Below are 14,140 nucleotides of genomic sequence, written 5' to 3' on the forward strand. Positions count from 1 at the left end.
CCCGGGTAACCCAACCCGTTCCCAGCCGTTGGCACCGCACCCAGGACAAGGCAGTATCACCCTGTGGCCGATCTCATCACCGTTGACGACCCCGACGACCCGCGCCTCGGCGACTACACGGGCCTGACCGACGTCGAACTGCGCCGCAAGCGCGAGCCGGCCGAGGGCCTGTTCATCGCGGAGGGCGAGAAGGTCATCAGACGGGCCAAGGACGCCGGGTACGAGATGCGCTCGATGCTGCTGTCCGCGAAGTGGGTCGACGTCATGCGCGACGTCATCGACGAACTCCCGGCCCCGGTGTACGCGGTCAGCCCGGAACTCGCCGAACAGGTCACCGGCTACCACGTGCACCGCGGCGCGCTCGCCTCCATGCAGCGCAAGCCGCTGCCGACGGCGGCCGAACTCCTGCAGACCGCCCGCCGGGTCGTCGTGATGGAGTCGGTCAACGACCACACCAACATCGGTGCGATCTTCCGCTCCGCCGCCGCGCTCGGCATGGACGCGGTCCTGCTCTCCCCGGACTGCGCCGACCCGCTCTACCGCCGCAGCGTCAAGGTCTCGATGGGCGCGGTCTTCTCGGTGCCGTACGCCCGCCTCGACTCCTGGCCCAAGGCCCTGGAGTCGGTCCGCGACGCCGGCTTCACCCTCCTCGCGCTCACCCCGGACGAGAAGGCCAAGTCCCTCGACGAGGCCGCCCCGCACCGGATGGACCGGGTCGCCCTGATGCTCGGCGCCGAGGGCGACGGCCTGTCCACCCGGGCCCTGGTCGCGGCCGACGAATGGGTCCGCATCCCGATGTCCCACGGCGTCGACTCCCTGAACGTCGGCGCGGCGGCCGCGGTCGCCTTCTACGCGGTGGCCACGGGCCGCCCGCAGGCGTAGCGGATGATCCGGCGCGAGGCGATCGTCGCGGTCCTGCGCAGAGGTGACCGGGTGCTCGCCATTCGGCGGGGCGCGGCCGTCTCCCGTCCCGGCTACTGGCAGCCCCTCAGCGGCAAGATCGAGCCGGGGGAGACCCAGGAGCAGGCCGTGGCCCGCGAGGTCATGGAGGAGGTGGGGCTCACGGTCTCCCCGGGCGCCAAGGTCTGGGAGTCGCAGACCGACGACGGACACTTCCGCCTGCACTGGTGGACGGCGGACGCGTCCGACGGCGCGGTGGTCCCCGACCCCGTCGAGGTCGCCGAGACGCGCTGGGTCACCCCGCAGGAGTTCCTGGCCCTCGACCCGATCTTCGAGGGCGACCGCGAGTTCTTCGAACGGATCCTGCCGGACCTGTGACGAGCCAGGACTACAGCCCCTGCGCCTGCTCCTGCCCTTGCGCGAGCCCTTGTTCGTGTACGACGCCCCGGTCGTGCCCGATCCCGCGCGCGGGACCCTGACAGCCCTGGGCCGCCGCGATGCCGAGCGCCACGAGCAGCGTCACGACGACGAACACGAACAGCCGCTGGCGCAGCAGCCGCGGATTGGCCGGCCGTCGCCCCGTCCCCGTCATCCTGGGCGCCGGACGCCCCGTACCACTGCGCGGGGCGGGCCGGTTGCCGGTGCCCGGACGGGCCGTGTTCCGCGCGGAGGGCGTGGGCCGCGATCCGGAGCGCTGCGAGGGCGCGGGACCGCCACGGGGGGCGCCGTTGCCCCGCGAGGGAGCCGCACCGCCCCGGACCTGGGACGAGGGCCCGCGGGAACCGGTGGACGTACCCCGAGGCGCGGGACTTCCCGGGGGACCCTGCGGACGGCGGGGCTCGCGCTGCTGTTCCGGATAGGTCTCGGCGAGCCGCCCGGTGGGCCGGTCCGCCTCACCGGCGCGGGGCGCGGGCGGCCGGGCGTCGGTCGGCCCCTGGGTCTCGCGGGCGGCGATCTCCTTGAGCCGCAGCGACAGTTGGAGGGTGCTGGGCCGGTCCTCGGGGTCCTTCGCGAGACAGGCACGCAGTAGCGGAGCCAGCGCGTCCGGAACGCCGTGCAGCTGCGCCTCCTCGTGGACCACGCGGTACAGCATCACCTCGGAGCTGCCGTGCCCGAAGGGCGAGTCGGCCATGGCGGCGTACGCCAGGGTCGCCCCGAGCGAGAACACGTCCGTGGCCGGGGTGACGGCGGCCCCGCGCACCTGCTCCGGCGCGAGGAAGCCGGGGGAGCCCACGGCAGTTCCGACGTGCGTCAGCGTGGACGCGCCGGTCGCCCAGGCGATGCCGAAGTCGATGATCCGCGGCCCCTTCGGGGACAGCAGGATGTTGGACGGCTTGAGGTCCCGGTGCACGACGCCCGCCTCGTGGACGGCCACGAGCCCCTCCGAGAGGGCGGCGCCCACGGCCGCGACGTCGGCCGCGCCGAGCGGCCCCCCGTCGGCCACCTTGTCGTGCAGCGAGGGCCCGGGCACGTACTGCGTGGCGAACCAGGGCCGGTCCGCCTCGAGATCGGCGGCGACGAGCCGCGCCGTGCAACCACCCCTGATCCGCCGCGCCGCCGAGACCTCACGCGCGAACCGCGACCGAAACTCCTGGTCCTCCGCCAGATCGGGCCGGATGACCTTCAGTGCGACGCGCTGCCCCTTCTTGTCGGAGCCCAGGTACACGACGCCCATCCCGCCCGCGCCGAGCCGCCTGTGAAGCCTGAACGAGCCGACGACACGCGGGTCCTCGCGCCTCAGGCGCATCATCGCCATCTTCATCCCCGCTGCCCGGTCCGTGTGACGTGGCACAGCTTACGTTTCCACGGCCGCCCGCGCGCAGAGGCCGCGCCCTCTCGGCCCGACGGATTGTCAGTGCCGGGTGCGAAACTTGAAGAGTGGTCAGGGAGCGCCTGAACTGGGGGACTTTGTCCCGCCCGTGATCCCAACCACCCACCGACGAAGGGGGATTGGACCCGTGAAGGGTGATCGCGTGGAGATAGTGGTGGACGCGGGGGACACGACCCGCACCTACGAGGTGGTGGCGAGCAGAGCGGGCCGCAGGGTGGAGACGGCGGTGCGCCGGGGCGTGGTGGAAGTGAGCGAAGTCACCCGCAGCGGCTCCGTGGTCCGCACGGCGCGTTTCATGGCGAACCGGGTCCTGGCCCTGGTCGAGCAGCCCATCCCCAGGGAGGACAGCTCGGAAAAGACCGGGCACACCGGGCGCCCCCTCGGGGAAGACCCTGAGACCTAGGTCGCCGTCTCCACCCAGGGGAGTACGGACGGGCGCGATGCTCATCCTCCGGGAGGCCCGCCAATCGGTACGAGGGCATGACGTGCGGTTGGCCCCGGACGCCTAGATTTGAGGTCAAGCGGCGGGTGCAGCACTCGTCCCCCGAGGTCAGACACCCGCCGCTGCACACGACAACTGAGATCGGTCGGGAGAGGGACCATGGCCCACACGGCACCGCGGACGATGATCCGCACACAGGAGCGGTACACGTTCCGCCGCCGCACGGGCCGCCGCCACCCCCTGGTGGCGACGCTGATGGCCCTTCCCCTGGCAGCCCTGCTCTTCTTCGTCTTCGACGGCTGGGAGACAGTGGCCACACAGGCGTCGTCCGTGGGTGTGATGCTGGGGCGCTGAGCGGCGACCCCAGGCCCGGAAGAGCGGTCCGGGCGGGGACATCCACCCATGAAACCCCGTGGGGACGGGGGTGCGGCGGACGGCAAAAATGCCGGCGCAGCTGGGGAGCTGCGCCGGCATTGCTTTTGCCCTCGTACCCCCGACGGAGCCGCCGTCCGGGCACCGCCCCGCCTTACCCTCGTGGCAGAACCGCCGCCCCAGGGAGCCCCGTGACCACCACCCCCCTGCTCTCCGAGCTCACCGCCAGAGCCAAGGCCAGGGCGCATCCGCGCACGGACACCTGCCCCTGCACAGCGGCGACCCTCGCCGACCGTCCCGACGCCACCGTCGTGCGTCACGCGGACACCGTCGCCAAGGCCCACGCCCCGGGCACCCCCCTCGGCGACCTCGTCCCCCGCCTCGCCACTGCCACCCGCCTGCCCGGCATCCTCCTCGCCCCGCTCAGCCCGGCCCCCGTCGACCTGACCCCGCACGCCCGCCTCGTCACGTTCTGGCCCTACGGCACCCCCGTGGACCCGGACACCCCCGAAGCCGCCCCCTGGGAAGCCGCGGCCACCCTCCTCGCCCGCCTCCACCGCACCCCCGCCCCAACCCCCTTGCCTCCCATGCGAGGTCCGGCCAAGGCGGCCCGGGCCGTCACCCGCCTCACGGCGACGGGCCGCACCCACCCCGCCACGTCACCCGTCCTCAAGGCCTGGGCCGCCCTGCCCGCCTGGGCGCGGGACGAGGCCCCCATGCCGGACGACAGCACCCTCTGCCACGGTGACCTCCACCTCGGCCAGCTCGTCCGCCACCCCGCCCCCGACGGCCCCTGGCTGCTGATCGACGTGGACGACCTCGGCACCGGCGTCCCGTCCTGGGACCTGGCCCGCCCGGCCGCCTGGTACGCCTGCGGGCTCCTGCCACCCGACGAATGGACCCGCTTCCTCACCGCCTACCGCGCGGCCGGCGGTCCGGCCGTCCCCGCCGACGGCGACCCCTGGCCCGCCCTGGACATCCCGGCCCGCGCCCTCACGGTGCAGACGGCCGCCCGTGCCGTCGCCAAGGCCGTGGTGGAGGGCCGCCCGCTCGACGAGGTCGAGGTGTCCATGATCGACGCATGTGCCCGAATGACCTCGCTCCCGCCGGAGTTGAGCACGGGCTGTGCGAAGTAAGGTGCAACCGACCGCAGCCGGACAGAGTCTGTCCTGGCGAAACACGAAGCAGGACCGACCGGCGAGGAGTTGAGCCGACCATGCAGTGTCCGAAGTGCCATGCGCCGATGCACACGTACAACCGCAACGGTGTTCAGATCGAGCAGTGCAGCGGCTGTCGTGGAATCTTTCTCGACTACGGCGAGCTGGAGGCGCTGACCCGTCTGGAGTCCCAGTGGAGCCAGCCCGCGCCGCCGCCCCCGGGCGCTCCGCAGGCGTACCCGGCCGCGCCCGCGCCCGCCTGGGGCGCCCCGCACGGTGGCCACGGGGGCCACTACGGCGGCCACGGCGGCCACCACCGCCACAAGAGCTTCGGCCACATGCTGTTCTCCAGCTGACGCCGACGGCCACCGACGGACGACGAAGCCCCCGGCCGCAGGGCCGGGGGCTTCGGTGTGTGGACGATACTGGGATTGAACCAGTGACCTCTTCCGTGTCAGGGAAGCGCTCTCCCGCTGAGCTAATCGTCCTCGGGACCACGAACCGCAGGTCGTGGGTGCTGCGTGCGCGATACTGGGATTGAACCAGTGACCTCTTCCGTGTCAGGGAAGCGCTCTCCCGCTGAGCTAATCGCGCGGGTGGAAGCCCTGGGGCTTCAGTGGACGATACTGGGATTGAACCAGTGACCTCTTCCGTGTCAGGGAAGCGCTCTCCCGCTGAGCTAATCGTCCTTGGAGGTGGAGACGGGATTTGAACCCGTGTAGACGGCTTTGCAGGCCGTTGCCTCGCCTCTCGGCCACTCCACCAGGAGTGCAGGGGGTCGGGAAGATCCCCTCGATCCTTCGAGCGGACGACGAGGCTCGAACTCGCGACCTCAACCTTGGCAAGGTTGCGCTCTACCAACTGAGCTACGTCCGCCTGTCGTTTCGGTCCGCTCACGCGTCCCGGCGACGAGGTGAACTCTAGCGGATTCCGGAGCCAGTACAAAAACGCGTTTGCGCAGCGTGCTGCGCTGCACCTGCTCGGTGATGCGGCCGGGGCCGCCGAGGGGACACGGCCGGGTCACCTTCACGACACCCGCCCTAGACTCGACAGCGTGCTCGACCTGCCACCTCTGGCCCGTTTCGGCGACCGTGTCGCCACCGGGCTCCTCGACGTCACCGGCGATCCGGCGGCCCTCGACTCCACCGGCTTCTGGGCCGTCGTGGCGGATTTCGAGGGCCGGTTGACATGCGCCCGCTTCCGGGACGTACGGGACGAGCGGGTGCCTCCGCCGGTGCCCGGCCGGTGGCGGGGACCGGCCGCCGGTGACTGGACGTCCTCGCTCGACCGCGCCGCGTACACGGCGGGCGTGCGGCGCATCCGTGAACTCATCGCGGCCGGTGAGGTCTACCAGGCGAACCTGTGCCGAGTGTTGTCCGCACCCGTCCCGCCCGAGGCGGACGTGGACGCGCTGACCGCGCTGCTGGCGCGCGGCAACCCGGCGCCGTACGCAGGAACGATCCGGCTGCCCGGGCACGGTGTCGAGATCGCCACCGCCTCGCCCGAGCTGTTCCTGCGCCGCGCCGGGCGCGTCGTCGAGTCCGGGCCGATCAAGGGCACGGGCCGCACCGAGGCGGATCTGCTGGACAAGGACTACGCCGAGAACGTGATGATCGTGGACCTGGTCCGCAACGACATCGGGCGCGTCTGCGCCACCGGCAGCGTCACCGTCCCCGACCTGTGCGCCGTGGAGAAGCACCCCGGGCTCGTCCATCTCGTCTCCACGGTCCGCGGCGAGCTGCGCGCGGGCGCCGGCTGGCCCGAACTGCTCGACGCCGCCTTCCCGCCCGGCTCGGTCACCGGTGCTCCCAAGTCCAGCGCCCTGCGGATCATCGACGCGCTGGAGCGTGCACCGCGCGGTCCGTACTGCGGGGGCATCGGCTGGGTCGACGCCGACCGCGGGACGGCCGAGCTCGCCGTCGGCATCCGTACCTTCTGGATCGACCGCGCGGAGGGCGCTCTGCGCTTCGGCACAGGCGCCGGTATCACCTGGGGCTCCGACCCCGAGGCGGAGTGGCGCGAGACCGAGCTGAAGGCGTCCCGGCTGCTCGCGGTAGCGTCGGGGACGTACGAGGTGAGCGGCGCGGACTTGTGAGGTGGGCACCAGTGAAGATCTGGCTCGACGGCGGGCTGCAGGACATCGAGTCCGCCCGCGTCTCCGTCTTCGACCACGGACTGACCGTGGGCGACGGCATCTTCGAGACGGTGAAAGCGGTGGACGGCAGGCCGTTCGCGCTCACCAGGCACCTCGACCGGCTGACCCGTTCCGCGCGCGGCCTCGGCCTGCCCGACCCCGACCTCGACGAGGTGCGGCGCGCGTGCGCCGCCGTCCTCGACGCCAACCCGATGCCGTACGGACGGCTGCGCATCACGTACACCGGCGGTCACGGCCCGCTCGGCTCCGACCGCGGTGAGCACGGTCCGACGCTCGTGGTCGCCCTCGGCGAGGCCACCCGGCGCCCCGACTCCACGGCCGTGATCACCGTCCCGTGGACCCGCAACGAACGCGGCGCCCTGACCGGCCTGAAGACGACCTCGTACGCCGAGAACGTCGTCGCACTCGCCCGCGCCCACCAACAGGGCGCGTCCGAGGCCCTGTTCGCGAACACGGCCGGGCAGCTGTGCGAGGGCACCGGCTCCAACGTCTTCGTCGTCCTCGACGGCGAGATCCACACGCCGCCCGTGGCCTCCGGCTGCCTCGCGGGCATCACGCGCGCGCTGGTCGTCGAGTGGACCGGCGCGAAGGAGACCGACCTGCCGCTGGACGTCCTGGAACGCGCGGACGAGGTCTTCCTCACCTCCTCCCTGAGGGACATCCAGGCCGTGCACCGTGTCGACGGGCGCGAACTGCCGGGCACGCCCGGCCCGGTGACCGCCAAGGCCGTACGGGTCTCCGACGAGCGCTCGGCGGACGACCAAGATCCGTGAGCGCCGGGAAAACAGGCTGACACGGTGGGGCACGGCGGGTAGAACTCCCCTGATGACCACGACTCTGCGGCCGACCGAGCCGCTCCAGCGCGCCGCGGACGGGACCCGTTCGCGGCGCTACCAGGTGTGCGTGAACAGCCGCCCCGTCGGCACCGTCCGCCTCGGCACCGCGCCCCAGTTCCCGGACTCCGTGGCCCGCATCCTCGATCTGCGCATCGACGAACCGGACCGCCACCGGGGCCGGGGCACGGTGGCCGCGCTCGCCGCGGAGGAGGTGGCGCGCGGCTGGGGATGCCGGCAGATGGAGGCGCTCGTGCCCGGCGACGCCGGGGCCGCGCTGCGGCTCGCCGGTGCGCTCGGCTACGTCCACCGCAACCGCGGCATGGAGAAGCAGCTCGGCGACACCCCGCCCACCCTGCCGGCCGGCAGCGCGGGCCGCCCCATGACCGAGCCCGAGTTCGAGGAGTGGCTCGCGACCGAGAAGGAGGCCTACGCGCGCGTGTGGATCGAGCGGGGCGTCCCCGAGACCGATGCGCACGAGATGTCCCTCAGGAGCCACGCGACGCTCCTGCCGCAGGGCCTCGCCACCGAGGGCATGCGGTTCAGCGTGCTCGAACACGAGGGAACCCGGGTGGGCACCCTCTGGATCGCCCTGCCCGAGGACAAGGCCTACGTCTTCGATGTCCAGGCCTACGCGGCCCACCGCGGCCGCGGACACGGCCGTACGCTCATGCTCCTCGCGGAGACGCAGGCGATCGAGGCCGGCCGGAGCGTCCTCGGGCTCAATGTGTTCGCGGGCAACACCCCGGCCGAGCGGCTGTACGAGTCACTCGGCTACGAGACGACGCGGTACGTCCTGTACAAGAACCTGCTCTGAGACGCACGGGCCTGCTCCGGGCTCAGGCCCCCTCGGCCGTCAGCCGGTCCGCGATCTCCTCGATCCGCTCGCGCAGCCCCTCCTGGCTCTTGCTGCCGTCCAGGAGCTCTCCGCCGATGACGTACGTCGGCGTACCGGTCACGCCGATCGCCTTGCCCTCGGCCTGGTCGGCGTCGACGATCAGGATGTGCCGCCCGTCGATCAGCGCGGTGTCGAACTCCTCGGCGTCGAGACCGAGTTCACCGGCCACCTCGACCAGGAAGGGTTCTCCCTCACGGTCCAGCTCCTCGACCCGCTCCAGCACGGCCTCGACGTACGGCCAGCCCTTGCCCTGCTCGAAGGCCTCCTCGGCGGCCTGCGCCGCGGCGAAGGCGTGCCGGTGCTTCTCCCGGGGGAAGTGCCGCAGCCGCAGCTCCAACCGGTCGCCGTAACGGTCGCGCAGTGCGCGCAGGTCCCGCAGGGCGCTGCGGCAGTCGGGGCACTGGAGCTCGCACCAGACCTCGAGAACGGGCACGGTGCGGGCGGCGGGGGAGGAGTCGTTCATGGTCACAGTCTCCCAGCCCGGGCCCGCGACCGGCACCTACGGATGAGTCGACCCGGAGATGTCCCTGATGTCCGCCCGGACCATGGCCTCGCGGGGGCAGAGCGGTGCAGGATGGAAGGGACGAACTGCCCCTGCTCGACCGAGCCTGCCTGGAGGACCGGATGATTGCCGAGACCGTCTGTTCCGCCGTCGCCGCGGCAGGCCTGGGCATCGCGGCGGTCACGGCGTACCGCAAGCGCTTCCTCTCCGCCGCCCGTCTCGCCGCGTACTCGCTCGTGCCCCTGGGCCTGGTGATGACCGGCACGGTCCAGTGGCTGGCGGACACCGCCTTCAGTCCGACGGCCTGGGCGGGCTTCGGCGTGCTCGGCGTCGCCTGGCTGCTGTTCTCCACCACCCGCGCGGTGGAGCGCCGCCGTGGCGGCACCCGCAAGGAGCGCAGGCAGGCCAGGGCCGCCGAGCGGCGCGAAGCGGTCGCCCCGACGGCCTCGGCGCCCTCCCTCGGCCAGGGGAGCCGTCCGGCCGGCAAGCCTGCGAGCGCGCCCCGCTCCGACTCCGCGGACGACTTCAGCGACATCGAGGCCATCCTGAAGAAGCACGGCATATGACCGTCGCCGGGTGAGATCCGCCGCGGACTGAAACGACACAGTGGATCAACGCTCTGCCGCGAAGCGATCACGACCAGTACCGGTCTGCGCGTAATCCGGAGAACTGCCGCTCAATCCGTGCGTGTTGATCGCGCCGGACCTGCAGTCTGCGTCATCATCGCCGCGAGATGCTGGACACGACACAGAGCGATGCCGCGCCGCCGAAGGACGAGCCGCGCGGATGCCTTTTCGCCCTTTCCCAGCCACCGCTGATGATCTTCCTTGCGGTGATCGGGTGTCTGCTCCTCATGGCTGCGCTGCACGACCTGCTGTTGCTGTGAGCCGTACCCGTGGTCCTCGGCGTCACCCGCCGGGGACCACGTCGACAACCGACGCGCGCCGGCCGGGCGTCAGCCCGCCGCCTCCTTGCGCCGTGCCCGGTACGCCGCCACATGCAGACGGTTTCCGCAGGTGCGGCTGTCGCAGTACCGCCGCGAGCGGTTGCGGGAGAGATCGACGAAGGCACGCCGGCAGTCGGGGGCCTCGCAGCGCCGCAGCCGCTCCTGCTCACCGGCCACCACGAAGAACGCCAGCGCCATCCCGCAGTCGGCCGCGAGGTGATCGGCGACGGAGGCACCGGGCGCGAAGTAGTGCACATGCCAGTCGTAGCCGTCGTGGTCCGTGAGCCGCGGGGTGGTGCCCGCGGCGGCGACGAGCTCGTTGATCTGCCCGGCCGCGCTTCGGGCGTCCGGCGCCGCGAAGACCGAGGCGAAACGGCCGCGGATCTTCCGCACGGCCGACAGATCGAAGTCCGAGAGCGTCCCGACGTCGCTGATCTCGTGGCTCTGTACGAATTCCTCGAGAGCCGCGACGTCCGGCAGCCCGTCCGGCGCCGCGTTGTCCTCCGGCGCGGTGTTCACCAGATCCACCACCGTGTCGAGCGCGCACCGGGTGTCGTGGGTGATGAGCACGTTCAGCTCCCTGGCCTGGGGGTCGGGCGGGCGCCCGCCTCATGCTGGCCGATGGTAGTGGCTCGGCACAATGCTGCGGGCGGTCGTGCCGCACGGTGGGCCCGCGACTCCGCCGCCGTGAACTCGTCGGCAGAGGGCCCGCAGTGACTCCGCCGTCGGGAGCTCGTCGGCAGCGGGCCCGCGCACACTGGCGGCGCCCCGCTCACTCCGGCACGGCCCCCGCGCGCCCGGCACGACCCCGGGCACCCCGGCGCCACCCCCGCACACACCGGCGCCGCCTCGCCACCCCGGCACCTCGGCGCCGCCCCGCCCACCCCGGCATCGCCCCGCGCGCCCTGGCGCCACCCCCGAGCACCCGGCGCGACCCCCCCCACACGCCGACGCCGCCCCGCCACCCCGGCACCCCGGCGTCGCCCCACGCGCCCCGGCACCGCCCCCGCCCACCCCGGCGCGGTCCCGTCCACCCCGGCGCCACCCCCGCACACACCTGCGCCGCCCCGTGACGAAGCCGCGGTGGCGGCGCTGGTGCGTACCGTATGCAGTTGTTCTGGCCCGAGCCGTCACCCCGAGTCGACGGCGCCGGGCGGCTTCGAGGTGCCTCGCCCTAGCTCTCCGCCAGGATGTGCGACAGCTCCTGATCCAGATCGAAATGCCGGTGTTCCGTGCCGGGAGGCACGGCGGCGTCTGTTCGCTTCAGGAAGGACTCCAGCGCCCGCGCCGGGGCTTCGAGCAGTGCCTCGCCCTCGGGAGAGCTCAGGGCGATGCACACGACCCCCTGACCGTGACTGCGCGACGGCCAGACGCGGACGTCGCCGGTGCCGGTCGGCCGGTGGAGGCCTTCCGCGAGGAGGTCGCGGGCGAACACCCACTCGACGGTCTCCTCGGCTCCGGTGTGGAAGGTGGCGTGCACGGCGTAGGGGTCGGCCGTGTCGTACCGCAGGCCTGCGGGGACAGGCAGGGAGGACTCGCTCGACACAACGAGGCGCAGGTGCAGCTCGCAGCTGACCGTGGTGTTCATAAGCGCCAGGGCCTTTCGCTCAGTGTGCGCTCGGGGATTCGCACGTCGGCGAAATCGACATGCCACCTACGGTGCCGTTGTAAACCCCTCTGAGTGTTTTGCGTGTCTTTACGTAACTCTTCCGGCCGAGAGCATCTTCGCGCGGTACGGCCATTCCGGTGACTGGGTCCCGCCGCACAAAGCAAGGTAAAGTTTGGCCGTATGAATACGGGGAGTAGCGGTACCGAGGGCGGGGCGGGCGAGATCGCCGTGGCACCAGACGAGTCGACGCCGGACGCGGCGGACACGCATGAGGCGAGCAAGGCGAACGAGGCCGATGCGCACGGCGAGCAGGGGCTCGGCTCCAGGGCGCCCGCGTTCATCAAGAGGCGTCGCGCGCTGCATCTGAGCTGGCAGGTCGGCGTCTTCGTCGTCGGGCTCGCGGTCGTGGCCGCCGGCATCGTCATGCTGCCGCTGCCCGGGCCCGGCTGGGTCGTGATCTTCGGCGGCATGGCCATCTGGGCGACCGAGTTCGTCTGGGCCCAGCTGGTCCTGCGGTGGACGAAGCGCAAGGTCACCGAGGCGGCTCAAAAGGCCCTCGACCCCAAGGTGCGCCGGCGCAACATCACGCTCACGGTGATCGGCCTCGTGATCGTGGGCGTCCTGATCGGCATCTACCTCTGGAAGTTCGGCGTCGTGATGCCGTGGAAGATCAAGGACCAGTGATCCGTCCCCGGCGGGGTGCCGTGGCCGTTCGACGCGGGTTCGCGCTGGTCACGGGCACCCCCTGACATGGGGTAATCTTCTTCCTGCGCCCGGGCGATTAGCTCAGTGGGAGAGCGCTTCGTTCACACCGAAGAGGTCACTGGTTCGAACCCAGTATCGCCCACCCGGACCGACGGCCCGTCTGCGAGAGCAGGCGGGCCGTCGTCGTTCGCAAGCACCTCCTGCGGGCCCGGGCCCGGCCTTTCCGGGCCGGCCGCTCCGCCGGGCTGCGACCGGGCAACTTCCTTGTACGGGCCATCAGTTGGCGTTCGACCCGTCGGCCCCTTGAGCCTCACCTGCGGCAACACCGATGGTTCGACGCTCTCTCCCCAGGTGCGCCGTCGCCTCGCCGCCTCGGCCCGCGAGAAATTCCTGTCCGAATCGTTGACGCACCCCTGGGTCCTCCGTAGCTTGTGCCAGCAAGCGCTTACTTGAAACGATTCATGCAGGTGGCAACGATGCCGGGGAGGACCCGACTGTGGGAACCAGCAGGAATGTCGAGAGGCGAACGATCCTGAAGGCCGCCGGGGCCTCGGCGGCCGCCCTGGGGCTGGCGGCGACGACGGGGTGCGGGGGCGACAGCGGCACATCGGCCGACGGGACGGTGACGATCCGTTACTCGTGGTGGGGGGCTGACGAGCGGGCCAAGAAGATCAACCGGACCATCGCGCTCTTCGAGAAGAAGTATCCGAAGATCAAGGTGAAGACGGACTTCCAGGACTATGTGTCTTTCTGGGAGAAGTTCCAGACGCAGGCGTCGGGAGGAAATCCGCCGGACGTTTTCCAAAACGCCGTCACTTTCCTTAGGAAGTACGACAAGAGAAGCATTCTGCTGGACCTTCGGTCGCAGATCGAAGCGGGCAATCTGCACCTCGACAAGTTCCGAGCGGGCGTCACCGAGGTCGGTGAGGTGGACGGCAAGCAGCTCGCCGTGCCGGTCGGCTCCAACACCATGGCGCTGGTCATCGACAAGAAGGTCTTCGAGAAGGCGGGCGTCGAGCCGGAGACCGGCTGGACCTGGGACGAGTACTTCAAGGCGCTGAAGACGATCCACGACAGGACCAAGGTGCCGGGGGACACGGGCTACTTCAGCATCATGTACCTGTACGACCTCTACCTCAGGCAGAACGGAAAGGCGTTCTACACCAAGGACGGACTCGGTTTCGACAAGGCCGATCTGACGGAGTGGTGGCAGGACGGCTACAACCGGGTGAAGGCGGGGCTCGTCACCGACCCCAAGATCGTGGCCCAGGACCGGCCCAAGTCCTCGCTCTCCGCCGGGCACGGCGCCTCGGAATTCACCTGGGACAACTTCACCGTCCGCTACTCGGCCGAGGGCGACAGCGAGTACGGGCTCGCGCCGATCCCCACCATGGACGGCAAGCACACCGGCCAGTACCTCGCCTCCCTGATGCTGAGCGCCTCCGCGCGCACCTCGCACCCCAAGGAGGTTGCCCAGTTCATCGACTTCATGGTCCACGACCCCGAGGTCGGAAAGATCATGGGCTACGACCGCGGCATCCTCGCCTCCTCCGAGCAGTACGAGGCCTTCAAGCCGACGGACGCGGTGAACAAGGAGATCGCGCAGTACGAGGCCGACACCGCCAAGGCCGGCGTCCTCGGAGCGATCACCCGGCACCCCTCGGGCGCCGACACGATCGAGGCCTCCTTCCTGCGCATCGGCGGCGACCTGGGCCTCGGCAAGGTCAGGACCTCCGACGCGGTGAAGCAGTTCTTCGACGAGGCACAGGCCGCCTTCCAGGCCTGACCGG

At 71.4% G+C, this 14,140-nt stretch carries 17 protein-coding genes and 6 tRNA genes; 14 read left to right on the forward strand and 9 right to left on the reverse strand.

What is annotated here, in order from left to right; translation table 11 throughout:
• Positions 1-63: 63 nt before the first annotated feature.
• Positions 64-882 (forward strand): TrmH family RNA methyltransferase, encoded by an 819-nt coding sequence (locus tag MQN93_RS31920; protein ID WP_016434291.1) that lies wholly within the window; start codon positions 64-66, stop codon positions 880-882.
• 3 nt (positions 883-885) lie between these two features.
• Positions 886-1,278, forward strand: a complete 393-nt coding sequence (locus MQN93_RS31925) for an NUDIX domain-containing protein (RefSeq protein ID WP_016434290.1) — start codon at positions 886-888, stop codon at positions 1,276-1,278.
• A gap of 10 nt (positions 1,279-1,288) precedes the next feature.
• On the opposite strand, the gene MQN93_RS31930 is transcribed toward MQN93_RS31925, so the two are convergent.
• Positions 1,289-2,662: a serine/threonine-protein kinase gene (locus MQN93_RS31930; protein ID WP_242712414.1), complete on the reverse strand. Its 1,374-nt coding sequence runs from the start codon at positions 2,660-2,662 to the stop codon at positions 1,289-1,291.
• Between the two features lie 196 nt (positions 2,663-2,858).
• On the opposite strand from MQN93_RS31930, the gene MQN93_RS31935 reads away from it, so the two are divergent.
• From MQN93_RS31935 to MQN93_RS31950, 4 genes are all read left to right on the forward strand, one after another.
• A complete protein-coding gene (locus MQN93_RS31935) occupies positions 2,859-3,134 on the forward strand; it encodes a DUF8836 family protein (protein WP_016434288.1) in 276 nt (91 codons plus the stop codon).
• A 198-nt stretch (positions 3,135-3,332) separates the two neighbouring features.
• Entirely contained in the window at positions 3,333-3,527 is a 195-nt protein-coding gene (locus MQN93_RS31940; protein ID WP_016434287.1) for a hypothetical protein, read from the forward strand.
• Positions 3,528-3,736: 209 nt separating this feature from the next.
• Positions 3,737-4,681 carry a phosphotransferase family protein gene (locus tag MQN93_RS31945; protein WP_242712309.1) on the forward strand — a complete coding sequence of 315 codons (945 nt, stop codon included), beginning with the start codon at positions 3,737-3,739 and terminating at the stop codon, positions 4,679-4,681.
• An 80-nt stretch (positions 4,682-4,761) separates the two neighbouring features.
• Positions 4,762-5,058 (forward strand): TFIIB-type zinc ribbon-containing protein, encoded by a 297-nt coding sequence (locus MQN93_RS31950; RefSeq protein ID WP_016434285.1) that lies wholly within the window; start codon positions 4,762-4,764, stop codon positions 5,056-5,058.
• Positions 5,059-5,118: 60 nt separating this feature from the next.
• Here the strand turns inward: MQN93_RS31950 and MQN93_RS31955 are convergent.
• The 5 genes from MQN93_RS31955 to MQN93_RS31975 form a co-directional block, all read right to left on the reverse strand.
• Positions 5,119-5,190 (reverse strand) — tRNA-Val (locus MQN93_RS31955).
• Between the two features lie 34 nt (positions 5,191-5,224).
• Positions 5,225-5,296 (reverse strand) — tRNA-Val (locus MQN93_RS31960).
• A gap of 23 nt (positions 5,297-5,319) precedes the next feature.
• Positions 5,320-5,391 (reverse strand) — tRNA-Val (locus tag MQN93_RS31965).
• A 1-nt stretch (position 5,392) separates the two neighbouring features.
• Positions 5,393-5,466, reverse strand: a tRNA-Cys gene (locus MQN93_RS31970).
• A gap of 39 nt (positions 5,467-5,505) precedes the next feature.
• Positions 5,506-5,578 (reverse strand) — tRNA-Gly (locus MQN93_RS31975).
• A gap of 178 nt (positions 5,579-5,756) precedes the next feature.
• Here MQN93_RS31975 and MQN93_RS31980 point away from each other — a divergent pair.
• The 3 genes from MQN93_RS31980 to MQN93_RS31990 are packed head-to-tail and all read left to right on the forward strand — an operon-like array spanning position 5,757 to position 8,507.
• Entirely contained in the window at positions 5,757-6,797 is a 1,041-nt protein-coding gene (locus MQN93_RS31980) for a chorismate-binding protein (protein WP_242712310.1), read from the forward strand.
• Positions 6,798-6,808: 11 nt separating this feature from the next.
• Positions 6,809-7,630, forward strand: a complete 822-nt coding sequence (locus MQN93_RS31985) for an aminotransferase class IV (protein ID WP_242712311.1) — start codon at positions 6,809-6,811, stop codon at positions 7,628-7,630.
• Positions 7,631-7,682: 52 nt separating this feature from the next.
• The gene (locus MQN93_RS31990) at positions 7,683-8,507 is read left to right on the forward strand and encodes a GNAT family N-acetyltransferase (RefSeq protein ID WP_242712312.1); all 825 of its coding nucleotides are present in this window, start codon (positions 7,683-7,685) and stop codon (positions 8,505-8,507) included.
• Positions 8,508-8,529: 22 nt separating this feature from the next.
• On the opposite strand, the gene MQN93_RS31995 is transcribed toward MQN93_RS31990, so the two are convergent.
• On the reverse strand, positions 8,530-9,051 hold the full coding sequence (locus MQN93_RS31995; protein ID WP_242712313.1) for a DsbA family protein: 522 nt from the start codon (positions 9,049-9,051) through the stop codon (positions 8,530-8,532).
• A 161-nt stretch (positions 9,052-9,212) separates the two neighbouring features.
• Between MQN93_RS31995 and MQN93_RS32000 the strand changes: the two genes are divergently transcribed.
• Complete coding sequence (locus tag MQN93_RS32000) at positions 9,213-9,656, forward strand: hypothetical protein (RefSeq protein WP_242712415.1); 444 nt, start codon at positions 9,213-9,215, stop codon at positions 9,654-9,656.
• A 167-nt stretch (positions 9,657-9,823) separates the two neighbouring features.
• A complete protein-coding gene (locus MQN93_RS32005) occupies positions 9,824-9,976 on the forward strand; it encodes a hypothetical protein (protein ID WP_164932292.1) in 153 nt (50 codons plus the stop codon).
• Between the two features lie 69 nt (positions 9,977-10,045).
• Here MQN93_RS32005 and MQN93_RS32010 read toward each other — a convergent pair whose 3' ends face one another.
• Both MQN93_RS32010 and MQN93_RS32015 read right to left on the reverse strand, forming a co-directional pair.
• Positions 10,046-10,606 (reverse strand): CGNR zinc finger domain-containing protein, encoded by a 561-nt coding sequence (locus MQN93_RS32010; protein WP_242712314.1) that lies wholly within the window; start codon positions 10,604-10,606, stop codon positions 10,046-10,048.
• A 604-nt stretch (positions 10,607-11,210) separates the two neighbouring features.
• Positions 11,211-11,624, reverse strand: a complete 414-nt coding sequence (locus MQN93_RS32015; protein ID WP_004002642.1) for an SsgA family sporulation/cell division regulator — start codon at positions 11,622-11,624, stop codon at positions 11,211-11,213.
• A gap of 201 nt (positions 11,625-11,825) precedes the next feature.
• Between MQN93_RS32015 and MQN93_RS32020 the strand changes: the two genes are divergently transcribed.
• The 3 genes from MQN93_RS32020 to MQN93_RS32030 all read left to right on the forward strand — a co-directional run bounded on the left by MQN93_RS32020 (position 11,826) and on the right by MQN93_RS32030 (position 14,136).
• Positions 11,826-12,329, forward strand: a complete 504-nt coding sequence (locus MQN93_RS32020) for a TIGR02611 family protein (RefSeq protein ID WP_016434277.1) — start codon at positions 11,826-11,828, stop codon at positions 12,327-12,329.
• Positions 12,330-12,420: 91 nt separating this feature from the next.
• Positions 12,421-12,492, forward strand: a tRNA-Val gene (locus tag MQN93_RS32025).
• 354 nt (positions 12,493-12,846) lie between these two features.
• On the forward strand, positions 12,847-14,136 hold the full coding sequence (locus tag MQN93_RS32030; RefSeq protein WP_242712315.1) for an ABC transporter substrate-binding protein: 1,290 nt from the start codon (positions 12,847-12,849) through the stop codon (positions 14,134-14,136).
• Positions 14,137-14,140 lie beyond the last annotated feature (4 nt).

It is taken from the genome of Streptomyces spinosisporus, from assembly GCF_022698145.1.
Classification (GTDB): domain Bacteria; phylum Actinomycetota; class Actinomycetes; order Streptomycetales; family Streptomycetaceae; genus Streptomyces; species Streptomyces spinosisporus.

Coding starts and splice junctions, on each gene's coding strand:
- MQN93_RS31925 (WP_016434290.1), top strand. CDS start 886: ATGATCCGGCGCGAGGCGATCGTCGCGGTCCTGCGCAGAGGTGACCGG.
- MQN93_RS31930 (WP_242712414.1), bottom strand. CDS start 2,662: ATGAAGATGGCGATGATGCGCCTGAGGCGCGAGGACCCGCGTGTCGTC.
- MQN93_RS31940 (WP_016434287.1), top strand. CDS start 3,333: ATGGCCCACACGGCACCGCGGACGATGATCCGCACACAGGAGCGGTAC.
- MQN93_RS31950 (WP_016434285.1), top strand. CDS start 4,762: ATGCAGTGTCCGAAGTGCCATGCGCCGATGCACACGTACAACCGCAAC.
- MQN93_RS31990 (WP_242712312.1), top strand. CDS start 7,683: ATGACCACGACTCTGCGGCCGACCGAGCCGCTCCAGCGCGCCGCGGAC.
- MQN93_RS31995 (WP_242712313.1), bottom strand. CDS start 9,051: ATGAACGACTCCTCCCCCGCCGCCCGCACCGTGCCCGTTCTCGAGGTC.
- MQN93_RS32000 (WP_242712415.1), top strand. CDS start 9,213: ATGATTGCCGAGACCGTCTGTTCCGCCGTCGCCGCGGCAGGCCTGGGC.
- MQN93_RS32005 (WP_164932292.1), top strand. CDS start 9,824: ATGCTGGACACGACACAGAGCGATGCCGCGCCGCCGAAGGACGAGCCG.
- MQN93_RS32015 (WP_004002642.1), bottom strand. CDS start 11,624: ATGAACACCACGGTCAGCTGCGAGCTGCACCTGCGCCTCGTTGTGTCG.
- MQN93_RS32020 (WP_016434277.1), top strand. CDS start 11,826: ATGAATACGGGGAGTAGCGGTACCGAGGGCGGGGCGGGCGAGATCGCC.